Annotated in this window: 8 protein-coding genes and 2 pseudogenes; 6 read left to right on the top strand and 4 right to left on the bottom strand. The window is 73.3% G+C overall.

Annotated elements, in window-relative coordinates:
- Nucleotides 1-65 precede the first annotated feature (65 nt).
- From ACZ6I3_RS34415 to ACZ6I3_RS34405, 3 genes and pseudogenes are all read left to right on the top strand, one after another.
- A pseudogene (locus ACZ6I3_RS34415) lies at nt 66-260 on the top strand (damage-inducible protein CinA); the annotation flags it as partial.
- Nucleotides 261-369: 109 nt separating this feature from the next.
- Nucleotides 370-750 (top strand): helix-turn-helix domain-containing protein, encoded by a 381-nt coding sequence (locus tag ACZ6I3_RS34410; protein WP_003993396.1) that lies wholly within the window; start codon nt 370-372, stop codon nt 748-750.
- Nucleotides 751-974: 224 nt separating this feature from the next.
- The gene (locus ACZ6I3_RS34405; RefSeq protein ID WP_215118179.1) at nt 975-1,445 is read left to right on the top strand and encodes a Dps family protein; all 471 of its coding nucleotides are present in this window, start codon (nt 975-977) and stop codon (nt 1,443-1,445) included.
- Between the two features lie 417 nt (nt 1,446-1,862).
- Here the strand turns inward: ACZ6I3_RS34405 and ACZ6I3_RS34400 are convergent, their stop codons facing one another.
- The 3 genes from ACZ6I3_RS34400 to ACZ6I3_RS34390 are packed head-to-tail and all read right to left on the bottom strand — an operon-like array spanning nt 1,863 to nt 8,465.
- A complete protein-coding gene (locus ACZ6I3_RS34400) occupies nt 1,863-2,627 on the bottom strand; it encodes an SDR family NAD(P)-dependent oxidoreductase (RefSeq protein WP_469420069.1) in 765 nt (254 codons plus the stop codon).
- A 32-nt stretch (nt 2,628-2,659) separates the two neighbouring features.
- The gene (locus ACZ6I3_RS34395) at nt 2,660-3,490 is read right to left on the bottom strand and encodes an Fpg/Nei family DNA glycosylase (protein WP_469420067.1); all 831 of its coding nucleotides are present in this window, start codon (nt 3,488-3,490) and stop codon (nt 2,660-2,662) included.
- A 49-nt stretch (nt 3,491-3,539) separates the two neighbouring features.
- On the bottom strand, nt 3,540-8,465 hold the full coding sequence (locus ACZ6I3_RS34390; protein ID WP_469420065.1) for an ATP-dependent helicase: 4,926 nt from the start codon (nt 8,463-8,465) through the stop codon (nt 3,540-3,542).
- A 124-nt stretch (nt 8,466-8,589) separates the two neighbouring features.
- Here ACZ6I3_RS34390 and ACZ6I3_RS34385 point away from each other — a divergent pair.
- The 3 genes and pseudogenes from ACZ6I3_RS34385 to ACZ6I3_RS34375 all read left to right on the top strand — a co-directional run.
- A pseudogene (locus ACZ6I3_RS34385) lies at nt 8,590-9,417 on the top strand (AraC family transcriptional regulator); the annotation flags it as partial.
- Nucleotides 9,418-9,443: 26 nt separating this feature from the next.
- Nucleotides 9,444-10,166, top strand: a complete 723-nt coding sequence (locus ACZ6I3_RS34380) for an AzlC family ABC transporter permease (RefSeq protein ID WP_469420063.1) — start codon at nt 9,444-9,446, stop codon at nt 10,164-10,166.
- A complete protein-coding gene (locus ACZ6I3_RS34375; protein WP_469420061.1) occupies nt 10,163-10,474 on the top strand; it encodes an AzlD domain-containing protein in 312 nt (103 codons plus the stop codon). The genes ACZ6I3_RS34380 and ACZ6I3_RS34375 overlap by 4 nt, the downstream gene beginning before the upstream one ends.
- On the opposite strand, the gene ACZ6I3_RS34370 is transcribed toward ACZ6I3_RS34375, so the two are convergent.
- Complete coding sequence (locus tag ACZ6I3_RS34370) at nt 10,475-11,416, bottom strand: hypothetical protein (protein ID WP_469420060.1); 942 nt, start codon at nt 11,414-11,416, stop codon at nt 10,475-10,477. It abuts the gene before it with no gap.
- Nucleotides 11,417-11,892: the final 476 nt, after the last annotated feature.

The raw sequence follows: 11,892 nt of genomic DNA, 5'->3' as shown, positions 1-11,892 counted from the left end.
CGTTTGACCGGTGGCCTCCTTGCGGAGGCAGAGGTCACATCAGCCCCCAGAGCCTCACAGGCCCCGTGGACGGGCCCATCGGGCTCGATTCCTGTTCTGCCCGCGGCGGAAAAGTGGGGGCTCTGCGGTTGAACGGCGACCGCGAGGAAATTCGTAGAGAGAGTGTACGGAGCGTACTCGCACTGCTCCTGAAGGGGCTTGCGGGCGAACAGACTGGGAATGAGCGGGCACAGGATACGGAACGGAACGGGGGGTTTTGATGTTTGCAGCCCTGAGTGAACACGACATCGCTCCCCGCACGGCCGCGGCGCAAGGCGGTACGGTGGGGCGTAATGGATGCGGCTACGCGGTCCGAGGAGGGAGCCACCGATGATTCTGCTCCGTCGCCTGCTGGGTGACGTGCTGCGTCGGCAGCGCCAGCGCCAGGGCCGTACTCTGCGCGAAGTCTCCTCGTCCGCCCGAGTCTCACTCGGCTATCTCTCCGAGGTGGAGCGGGGGCAGAAGGAGGCTTCCTCCGAGCTGCTCTCCGCCATCTGCGACGCGCTGGACGTACGGATGTCCGAGCTCATGCGGGAAGTGAGCGACGAGCTCGCCCTCGCCGAGCTGGCCCAGTCTGCTGCGGCCACCCCCAGCGAGCCTGTACCCACGCCGGTTCGTCCGATGCTGGGTTCCGTTTCGGTGACCGGTGTGCCACCGGAACGGGTGACCATCAAGGCGCCCGCCGAGGCGGTGGACGTCGTCGCCGCGTGAGCGTTCTCGCGTACGCGGCATGAGACGAACGGCGCCGACCAGGCGCTGAGAAGTGCTGAGGCCCCGGCCGGGCCTCTCCGGGAGATCCGGAGGGGTGCCCGCCCGGGGTTTTTGCTTGCGTGCGGTCGCTCCGGCGCTGGTTGCCCGTTTCGTGTGCGTTTGCCGGTGTGGCGTACGGCGGTCATCGTTGAGGGGATGGCGGGGGGCAGTCCACGGAGGTGCGGATGTACGTCGTGAAGAGCCCGTTGTCCGACGCGAGCTTGAAGACCGTGTCGGAGGCGCTGCAAGGCGCCCTGGTCGACCTGGTGGATCTCGCCCTCGTGGCGAAGCAGATCCACTGGAATGTGGTGGGACCGCGCTTCCGCTCCGTGCATCTCCAGCTCGACGAGGTCGTCGACACCGCGCGGAAGTACTCCGACACTGTGGCGGAGCGTGCCGCGGCGCTCGGTGTCTCGCCCGACGGGCGTGCCGCGACGGTGGCCGTCGGCAGTGGAATCGGCGTGACCCCGGAAGGGTGGGTCGATGACACGACCGCCGTGGGGACGCTTGTCGAGGCGCTGGGCGCGGTGATCGCGCGCATGCGGGAGCGGGTCGAGACCACCGGCGAACCGGACCCGGTGAGCCAGGACATCTTCATCGGGATCACCGCCGACCTGGAGAAGCATCACTGGATGTTCCAGGCCGAGAACGGGTGACGGAACCCGGTGACGAGCCGGCCGGGCGCGATGCCGCCCGGCTTCGAGTGGTGCGCGGTGCGCCTGTGTGCCGCGGGTGCGCCCTGCCGGCGGGTCCGAGCGGCCGAATAGCGTCGGGCTGGAGGTGGCGGCCATGGCGGGGATAGGGCGCTGGGGGGACCGGGGCTGGAGGGTCCGCGGGGCCGTGCTCGGGCTGGGGGCGCTGTGGTGGTGGGCCGTGCTCCGGCTGGCGGTGGTGCCGGGGGCCGGCGCGCTGGAGGCGGCGGTCGTGGCCGGGGGATGGGGATTGAGCGTGCTGCCGGTGCACTGTGTGCCGAAGAGGCGGGCGAGCGGGGTGCTCGGTTCGGGGCGGTGGCGGAGAGCCTGGGGGGTGCGGGGGGATCGCGGGACACGCATGGGGTGAACGCGGGACTCGTGCTACCACGGCATCGCCACACCCCCGTTCGGGCGGAGAATCTGGCCTGTGGTGAAGGCCGAGGCGTCGGACGCCAGATGCAGGACCGCGTGCGCGATGTCCTCGGGTTCGCCCACCCGGCCCAGGGGTGACATACGGGCCATGACGGACTCCGTGCGTGTCTGGGCCTCGCTGTCGTGGCGGTCGGTCATCGGCGTACGGATCCAGCCCGGAGCGACCGCGTTGACGCGGATGCCGTGCCGGCCGACCTCCGTCGCGAGGGTCTTCGTCAGCTGGACCACCGCCGCCTTCGCCGCGCCGTAGCAGAGCAGCCCGGGGCCGCCGGTGTCGACGGCGCCCGAGGCCATGGTGACGATGCTGCCCCGGGTACCCGTGGCGATCATCAGCCGGGCGGCCTCCTGGCAGGCGTACAGCACACCCTTGAAGTTCACGGCGAGCACCCGGTCGAGGTCCTCGTCCCGGGTCTCCAGCACGGGGCTGCTGTGCATGATGCCGGCGATCGCGGCCAGGGCGTCCAGGCGTTCGCAGGAGGTGATGGCCTGCCTCAGCTGCGAGCGGTCGGTGACGTCGAGGGGGTGCGCGTGGGTGGTGCCGCCGGTGTCCTTGATCAGGGTCGCCGTCTCGTGCAGGCCCTCGGTGTCGAGGTCCGCGCAGTGCACGGTCGCGCCCGCCTCGGCGAGCAGGAGGGCCGAGGCGCGGCCGATACCGCTCGCGGCCCCGGTGACGAACACGGTGCGGCCGGTGAGGTCGTACGCCGTGACGGACATGTAGGGACCGTACGAGCGGAACTGACGGATCGTCAATTGCCTGGGCCGGGCCGGACGCGTCTGGACGGGGCGGGGGCGGGGCCCGGCTGGCAGGCGGGACACCAGTAGGTGGGACGTTCGCGGGAGCCGTCGCCCTGGTCGGCGACGCGGACGGAGGTACCGCAGCGCAGACAGGGTCGGGGAGCCCGGCCGTAGACGAAGAGGTCCTGGCCGCGGCGGCCCGTCGTGCTGCGGACCGGGCGGTCGCGGTTGGTCTCCAGCAGCTTCTTGGCCAGCGAGGGCAGCTTCGCGGCGCGTTCGGCGGGCAGGTCGCCCACGGGGAGCCAGGGGGTGACGCCGAGCAGGAAGCAGAGCTCGCTCTTGTAGACATTGCCGATGCCGGCGAGGTTGCGCTGGTCGAGCAGGGCCTCGCCGAGGGGGCGGGCGGGGTCCTGGAGGACCTGGGCGAGGGCCCGGTCGGGGTCCCAGTCCGGGCCGAGGAGGTCCGGGCCGAGGTGGCCCACCGCGCGGTGCTCGTCGGTGGTGCGCAGCAGTTCCAGGACGGGGAGGCGGTAGCCGACGGCTGTGCTGTCGGCGTTCGCGAGGATCGCGCGGATCTGGTGGCCGGGGCCGCCGCTCCAGCGCCGGCCGTTCGCGTAGACCTTCCAGGCGCCGTCCATCCGCAGGTGGGAGTGGAGCGTCAGGCCGCCCTCCACCCGGGTCAGGAGGTGCTTGCCGCGCGGGGTGACGTCGAGGACCGTACGGCCCGTGAGGTCGGCCGTGGCGAACCGGGGCACCCGCAGGTCGCTGCGGGTCAGCACTTTGCCCGCGAGGGCGCCGTGCAGCCGCTTCGCGGTCTGCCAGACCGTGTCGCCTTCGGGCATGGGTCAAGCGTGGCACGGGGCGTACGCAGGTGCGCCGGGAGCGGTGAGGTCAGGCGCGCAGGCGGAGTCCGCGGGGCGTCGCGATAAAGCCCGCTCCTTCCAGGAGGGTGCCGATGGGGGAGGTCAGGGCCTGGGTGCCGTTGACCCGCTCCACGGTGACCGTGCCGAGGGAGCCCGCGCGGGCGGCTGCGGCGAGTGCCTCCGCCGCGGAGCGCAGGCGGGGGTCGTCGGCGGGGGCGCCGTCCGGATCGGCGGCCCAGGCCAGCAGGGTCTTGCCGCCGCGCTCCATGTAGAGCGTCAGCTCCCCCTCGACGAGCACCACCAGGGAGCCCGCCTTGCGGCCCGGCTTGTGTCCGGCGTCGGTCGGGGGCTCGGGCCAGGGAAGGGCGGCGCCGTACGCGTTCGCGGGATCGGCGGCGGCGAGGACGACGGCCCTGGACGCGGGGTCCTGGCGGGTACGGCGGCCCGGGAACCCGGCGTCGTGCCCCGCGCGTCCGCCGTTCTGCCAGGGCGGGGCGGCCTGCGGGGGGTAGTCGCGAGGCGAGACGTAGTCGCCCGGGGACGGCTGGGGCGCCGGGGCGTCGTAGGCGGGGCCGAAGTCGGGGAATCCGTCGGGGCCGGGGGTGTCGGTGTGGCCGTGGGAGCGGGGCGCGTCGTCCAGCTCGGCGAAGTCATGGGCCGGGAAGGGATCGAGGTCGGGGCCCGGAGGAGGGCCGGGCAGGTCCTCGCCGCGGTCGCGGGCGTTGGACACCGCGCGCAGACGGTCCACGGCGCCGTCCATCGCGAACTGGGCCGCGCCGAGCCCCTCCACCACATAGCCGCGGCGGGCCTGGCCGCTCTCCTCGAAGACGGACAGGACGCGGTACGTCGCCGAGAACCCGCCCTCGACGCCCTCCGCCGAGACCGCGCCCCTGGTCACCACGCCGTGCCGGTCGAGCAGGGTGCGGGCGAGGGCGTGGGCGCGCACCGTGGGGTCCGGCTCGTGGGACGGGAGCAGGGACCAGCGGCCGGCGACGGTCGGCGGTCCGGAGCGGGACGCGGCGGGACGGGCCGCGGCCGTCAGGGAGCCGTACCGGCCGCGCGGGACCGCACGCTTGGCGCGGTGGGCCGTGGACCCGGCCGTACGGCCCGAACCGAGCAGGGAGCGCATGGGGGTGAGCGTGTCGTTCGTCAGACGGCCGGACCAGGCCAGGTCCCAGAGCACGTCGGCCAGCTGGGGATCGGTGGCGTCGGGGTGGGTGGTGGCGCGGACCTGGTCGGCGATCTGGCGGAAGAACAGGCCGTAGCCGCCGGAGAGCGTGTGCAGGACGGACTGATGGAGGGCGGTCAGCTCCAAGGGATGCGGGGGCGGCAGGAGCAGGGGAGCCGCGTCCGCCAGGTAGAGGGAGACCCAGCCGTCCTTGCCGGGGAGCGAGCCGGCCCCGGCCCACACCACTTCGCCCGCGGCGGTGAGCTCGTCCAGCATCCCCGGGCTGTAGTTCACGACCCGGGAGGGCAGGACGAGCTTCTCCAGGGCGGAGGCCGGCACGGACGCGCCCTGCACCTGCTCGATGGCGCGCACCAGCCCGTCGATGCCGCGCAGGGAGTGGCCCTTGCCGATGTGCTGCCACTGCGGGAGGAACTGGGCGAGCGCGGCGGGCGCCACCGGCTCCAGCTCGTGCCGCAGGGCGGCCAGGGAGCGGCGGCGCAGTCGGCGCAGCACGGCCGCGTCGCACCACTCCTGGCCGATCCCGGCCGGGTGGAACTCGCCCTGGACGATCCGGCCCGCCGCGGCGAGCCGCTGGAGGGCGCCCTCGGTGACGGCCACACCCAGGCCGAAGCGAGCCGCCGCCGTGGTCGAGGTGAACGGGCCGTGGGTGCGGGCGTAGCGCGCGAGGAGGTCGCCGAGCGGGTCCTTGACGGGCTCCGTGAACGCTTCCGGGACACCGACCGGCAGGGCCGTGCCCAGGGCATCGCGCAGTCGGCCCGCGTCCTCGATCGCCGCCCAGTGGTCTCCGCCCGCGATCCGGACCCGGATGGCACGGCGGGCACCGGCCAGTTCCTGGGCCCACTGGGGTTCGGCGCCCCGCTCGGCCAGTTCCGCGTCCGTGAGCGGGCCGAGGAGGCGGAGGAGGTCCGCGACGCCTTCGGCGTCCTTGACGCGGCGGTCCTCGGTGAGCCACCGCAGCTCGCGCTCCAGCTCGGTCAGCACCTCCGCGTCGAGCAGCTCGCGCAGCTCCGCCTGGCCCAGCAGCTCGGCCAGCAGCCGCGAGTCCAGCGACAGGGCGGCGGCGCGGCGCTCGGCGAGCGGGGAGTCGCCCTCGTACAGGAACTGGGCGACATAGCCGAAGAGGAGGGAACGCGCGAAGGGCGACGGTTCGGCGGTGGTGACCTCGACGAGGCGCACCTTGCGGGACTCCAGGTCGCCCATCAGTTCGACGAGCCCGGGAACGTCGAAGACGTCCTGAAGGCACTCCCGGACCGCTTCCAGGACGATCGGGAACGAGCCGAACTCGCTCGCCACCTGCAAGAGCTGGGAGGCGCGCTGGCGCTGCTGCCACAGGGGCGTGCGCTTGCCGGGGTTGCGGCGCGGCAGGAGCAGCGCGCGGGCGGCGCACTCGCGGAAGCGGGACGCGAACAGGGCCGAGCTGCCCACCTGGTCGGTGACGACCTGGTCGACCTCGCCCTTGTCGAACACGACGTCGGCCGCGCCCACGGGGGCCTGATCGGCGTCGTACTCCCGGCCCGTCTTGAGCGGTTCCTGGTCCAGCAGGTCCAGGCTCATCAGGTCGGCGTCCGGCAGGCGCAGCACGATGCCGTCGTCGGCGTGCATGACCTGCGCGTCCATGCCGTACCGCTCGGAGAGCTTGGCGCCGAGCGCGAGTGCCCACGGGGCGTGCACCTGGGCGCCGAAGGGGGAGTGCACCACCACCCGCCAGTCGCCGAGTTCGTCGCGGAAGCGCTCCACGACGATCGTCCGGTCGTCCGGGACGTGGCCGCAGGCCTCGCGCTGCTCCTCCAGGTACGAGAGCACATTGTCCGCGGCCCAGGCGTCCAGGCCCGCGGCGACGAGGCGGAGGCGGGCGTCGTCCTTGGGCAGTGCACCGACCTCGCGCAGAAACATGCCCAGTGCCCGGCCCAGTTCGAGCGGGCGCCCCAACTGGTCGCCCTTCCAGAAGGGCAGCCGGCCCGGTACGCCCGGGGCGGGGGAGACCAGGACGCGGTCGCGGGTGATGTCCTCGATGCGCCAGGAACTCGTGCCCAGCGTGAAGACGTCGCCGACGCGGGACTCGTAGACCATCTCCTCGTCGAGCTCGCCGACCCGGCCACCGCCCTTCTTGGGGTCGGCGCCCGCGAGGAAGACACCGAAGAGGCCGCGGTCGGGGATCGTGCCGCCGGAGGTGACAGCGAGGCGCTGGGCGCCGGGGCGGCCGGTGATCTCGCCGGTGACGCGGTCCCACACCACGCGCGGGCGCAGCTCGGCGAAGGCGTCGGACGGGTAGCGGCCGGCCAGCATGTCGAGCACCGCCGTGAAGGCGGACTCGGGCAGTGAGGCGAAGGGAGCGGCCCGGCGGACGGCTGCCAGCAGGTCGTCGAACTGCCAGGTGTCCAGGGCCGTCATGGCGACGATCTGCTGGGCCAGGACGTCCAGCGGGTTGGCGGGGACCCTGAGGGACTCGATGGCGCCGGTGCGCATGCGCTCGGTGACCACCGCCGCCTGGACCAGGTCGCCTCGGTACTTCGGGAAGACGACGCCGGTGGAGACCGCGCCCACCTGGTGGCCCGCGCGGCCCACGCGCTGGAGGCCGGAGGCGACCGAGGGCGGGGATTCGACCTGGACGACCAGGTCCACCGCGCCCATGTCGATGCCCAGCTCCAGGCTGGAGGTGGCGACCACCGCGGGCAGCCGGCCCGCCTTGAGGTCCTCCTCGACCAGGGCGCGCTGTTCCTTGGAGACCGAGCCGTGGTGGGCACGGGCGATGACCTGGGGTGCGCCCTGGGCGGCCCCCGAGCCGCCCATCAGCTCGGCGGGGGAGTGGTGCTCGTCGAGAGGCTCGCCGGTGGCCCGCTCGTACGCGATCTCGTTCAGGCGGTTGCACAGGCGCTCCGCGAGGCGGCGGGAGTTCGCGAAGACGATCGTGGAGCGGTGGGACTGGACGAGGTCGGCGATCCGCTCCTCGACATGCGGCCAGATCGACGGGCGCTCGGCGCCCTCCGAGCCGTCCGCCACCGGGGAGCCGCCCAGCTCGCCCAGGTCCTCGACCGGGACGACCACGGACAGGTCGAACTCCTTGCCCGACTCCGGCTGGACGATCTCCACCTTGCGCCGGGGCGAGAGGAAACGGGCCACCTCGTCGACCGGGCGGACCGTCGCGGAGAGACCGATGCGGCGGGCCGGCTTCGGCAGGAGGTCGTCCAGCCGCTCCAGCGAGAGGGCCAGGTGGGCGCCGCGCTTGGTGCCGGCGACCGCGTGCACCTCGTCGAGGATCACCGTCTCGATGCCGGTCAGCGCGTCGCGCGTGGCGGAGGTCAGCATCAGGAACAGCGACTCGGGGGTCGTGATCAGGATGTCCGGCGGACGGGTGGCCAGGGAGCGGCGCTCGGCCGGCGGGGTGTCGCCCGAGCGGATGCCCACCTTGACCTCGGGCTCGGGCAGACCCATCCGTACGGATTCCTGGCGGATGCCGGTCAGGGGGCTGCGGAGGTTGCGCTCGACGTCCACGGCCAGGGCCTTCAGGGGCGAGACGTACAGGACCCGGCAGCGCTTCTTGGGATCGGCGGGGTGAGGGGTCGAGGCCAGTTGGTCCAGGGCGGCCAGGAAGGCGGCCAGGGTCTTGCCTGAACCGGTGGGGGCGACGACCAGCACGTCCGAGCCCTCGTGGATGGCCTGCCACGCACCGGCCTGGGCGGTGGTGGGCGCGGGGAAGGCACCCGTGAACCAGGCGCGGGTCGCGGGGGAGAAGCCGTCCAGGGCTCGGTGCGCGTTGCTGGGCATGCGTCCATCGTGCACCTCGGCACTGACAACGGGGCCCTGCGGCGGTCTGGCCCGGGCGTCTCAGCGTTGAGGGCGGCGGAGACGGGGCCCGGGTGCCACGGGCGAGGCGGCGGACAATGGTCTTATGACAGAGCGCGCGCGGCACTGGCAGTACGACGAGCTGCCCGGGGTGGATCTGCTGCGGGCTCGGTATGTGCGGAAGACGTTCGTCCGGCATACGCACGAGAACTTCGTGATCGCCGCCATCGCCGACGGGGTGGAGGTGTTCCACCACGGCGGGGGTGATCAGTACGCCGGGGCAGGGGCTCTCGCGCTGGTGAATCCCGATACTCCGCACACCGGGCGGGCCGGTGTGCCCGAGGGATGGCGGTACGGGGCCGTCTATCCGTCGGTCGACGTGGTGGCGGAGATCGCGGCCGAGACGACGGCACTGCGGGGGACGCCGGGCTTCGTCAGCCCGGTGGTGGACGATCCGTACGCCGTCGGTCTGGTGCACCAGGTGCTGCGGGCCGCCGACGAGGGCAACGCCCTGGCCGCGGACACGCTGCTGCGGGTCGCCGTGACCAGGTTGCTGCGGCTGAACGGCGGGCTCATACCGCGGCGTGAGGTGCGGACGGCCGGGACCCGGATCGCGGCACGCGCGCGTGGGGTGCTGGAGGAGCGGATGGCGCAGCCGCCGACTCTGGAACAGCTGGCGGCTGGTCTCGGAACCAGTCCGTTCGCTCTGCTGCGGGCCTTTCGGGACGCCTACGGGATGCCCCCGCACGCGTGGCTCACGGACGCGCGCGTCCGGCGGGCGCGACGGCTGCTGGACCTCGGGACGGCGCCCTCGGAGGTCGCCGTGACCGTGGGGTTCACCGACCAGCCGCACCTCAACCGGCACTTCAGCCGGATGGTCGGGGTGCCGCCGGGGGCGTATCAACGGGAGCGCAAGAACGTACAAGACCCGCGGTAGCGGCTGCTCGTAGCGTGCGGGGCGTGGTGGATCGGACAGTTCTCAGGGATACAGGGACCGGTGGGAAAGAGGACCGGGCCGTCGTACGGGACGCACTGGGCGTCGGGGTGGCCGTCGGGCTGTCCGGGTTCGCCTTCGGAGTGACGTCGGCCGGCAGTGGACTCACGCTGATGCAGACGTGCGCGCTCAGTCTTCTGGTGTTCACCGGGGCGTCCCAGTTCGCCCTGGTGGGTGCGCTCGCGGCGGGAGGCAGTCCGTTCACGGCGGCTGCCGGGGCCTTTTTCCTGGGCGTGCGGAACGCCTTCTACGGCCTGCGGCTGTCGCAGTTGCTGGCCCTCCCGCGCGCGGTGCGGCCGTTCGCCGCCCAGTGGGTGATCGACGAGACGGCCGCCGTCGCGCTGGCTCAGCCCACCCGGCGCGGTGCGCGGATCGGGTTCGCCGTGACCGGGCTGACCCTGTACGTCCTGTGGAACCTCACCACGCTGCTCGGCGCCCTGGGCGCCGAGGCCATCGGAGACACCGACGCGTGGGGCCTGGACGCCGCGGGGCCCGCGGTCTTCCTGGCCCTGCTCGCGCCGATGCTGAAGTCCGGCACCGAGCGGGCCGTCGCCGGGCTGGCCGTGCTGCTGGGGCTCGGGCTGCTGCCCGTACTGCCCGCCGGGGTGCCGGTGCTGCTGGCCGCGCTGGCGGCGCCGGTCGTCCTCTGGGCGGACGGCCGGCGCAAGCGGCAGGAGGGCGAGGCGTGAACGTCTGGATCGCCATCGGGGCGACCGTCCTCGGGTGCTACGCCGTCAAGCTGGCCGGGCTGCTGGTACCGGCCGGAGCCCTGGAGCGGCCTGTCGTCAAGCGTCTCGCCGCGTTGCTGCCCGTCGCGCTGCTCGCGGCCCTCACGGCCCAGCAGACCTTCGCCGACGGGCAGGCGCTGGTGCTGGACGCGCGGGCCGCCGGGCTCGGAGCGGCGGCTGTGGCCCTGCTGCTGCGCGCCCCGTTCCTGCTCGTAGTCGCGGCAGCCGTGGTGGTGACCGCGGGGGTGCGGGCCATTGGGGCGTGGTGATCAGCCGATGGTGCGGCCGTGGGCACGGAGGGTGCGCAGGGCCTCGATCGTCACGACCGGGCGGGCCTCCAGGACGAGGGCCGGGGCCCAGTGGCGCCGGACGGGCCAGCCGCCGTCCTCCTGCTGCTGGGCCGCGAGGTGGTCCAGGGAGCGGGTCATCTCGTCGTCCGTGAACCACGCGCGCGCGAGGGAACGCGGCGTCCTCGCGTAGTCGTAGGGGAAGTGCTGCTCGCCGGAGGCGCGGCCGGGGGAGGCCGGAGACGCGTCCGGGGCGCCGGGATCCAGGGCCACGAGGCCCTGTGCGCGTACCAGGCGGCCCAGGCGGTCGGCGGCCGCCTCCGCGCGCGGGCGGTCGGGGACGGAGTCCAGGAAGGTCACGGCGGCCTCGATCTCGTGCGGGTGCGACTTCTCCAGTGACTCGACCGCCTGCCAGCAGAAGTCCGTGGCCCGGAACAGCCAGGCGTGCCACACCTCGTTGCGGTGCAGCAGCCCCACCACCGGCCCGGTGGCCAGGAGGTCGCCGGGCGGGTCGGCCGCGACCGGCACGAAGGGAGCCGCCGGAGACTCGCGCCGGCCGGGATGGATCGCCGGGAGCGCGCCGTCCGCCGTGGAGACGGACGTCAGGTAGCGGCACATACGTTCCACACGCTGCCCGGCGCAGCGCGCCACGGCGTCCAGGACGCGCAGGGCGTGGGCGATGTGCAGCGGCCGGCTGACCGGGCCACGCAGATCGGGCTCCAGCGCGTGGCCGTACCCGCCGTCCTCGTTGCGGTAGGCGTCCAGCGCCGTCTCCACCGGGTCGGCGGCGGCGCCACGGAAGTGGTGGGCGAAGAGGCGCTGCTCCAGCACGCGCGCGGTGAGCCAGACGAAGCGCTCCGCGCGCGTGACAGGGCTGTGCGGCGAGGGCGTCGGGGGGAGTGTGGAAGCTCCTGTTTCGGCCATGGGTCAGACCGTAGGGCGGAATGCGGCGCCGATAGGCGGTCCTGGCTCAGGCCCACCCCCAGGGGCGGGATACTGGAGTTATGCGGTTGACGGTCGGTCTTCTGGCAGCGGATGGCGGGTCGTCCTGCGGGGATTCTCGTGAGTTAGTGCTATGACCTGCACTGCTGTGCGGAATCGGAAGCCCTCCGCGTTCCGGTCCGTCCCGCGCTGACTTCCTGAATTCGTACTCGAACTCCCTGGAGTGAGGGTGCGGCCGGGGAGTTTTGCGCTGCCTGTTGGAAGGCGGCGAGGTCGGTGGCGGGGTGCTCGGGCCCCCGGGGTGCCTCGCCAGCGGACGGGGGCGATGAGGATGCGACGCCTGGCCAGGTCGGCGTCCGGGCGGCGCGGAACCGGCAGAGCGGCGATGCCGTTCTCAAGGTCATCTTGCCCAGACGACACCAGGAATTCCTCAGCCCGGTAGCACGCCCAGGACTTCC

The organism is Streptomyces sp. NPDC041940 (genome assembly GCF_055589465.1).
Note: the sequence above shows the minus strand (reverse complement) of the source record. Positions and strands in the feature narration are given on the sequence as shown.

Coding starts and splice junctions, on each gene's coding strand:
- ACZ6I3_RS34370 (WP_469420060.1), bottom strand. CDS start 11,416: ATGGCCGAAACAGGAGCTTCCACACTCCCCCCGACGCCCTCGCCGCAC.
- ACZ6I3_RS34405 (WP_215118179.1), top strand. CDS start 975: ATGTACGTCGTGAAGAGCCCGTTGTCCGACGCGAGCTTGAAGACCGTG.
- ACZ6I3_RS34390 (WP_469420065.1), bottom strand. CDS start 8,465: ATGCCCAGCAACGCGCACCGAGCCCTGGACGGCTTCTCCCCCGCGACC.
- ACZ6I3_RS34395 (WP_469420067.1), bottom strand. CDS start 3,490: ATGCCCGAAGGCGACACGGTCTGGCAGACCGCGAAGCGGCTGCACGGC.
- ACZ6I3_RS34410 (WP_003993396.1), top strand. CDS start 370: ATGATTCTGCTCCGTCGCCTGCTGGGTGACGTGCTGCGTCGGCAGCGC.
- ACZ6I3_RS34400 (WP_469420069.1), bottom strand. CDS start 2,627: ATGTCCGTCACGGCGTACGACCTCACCGGCCGCACCGTGTTCGTCACC.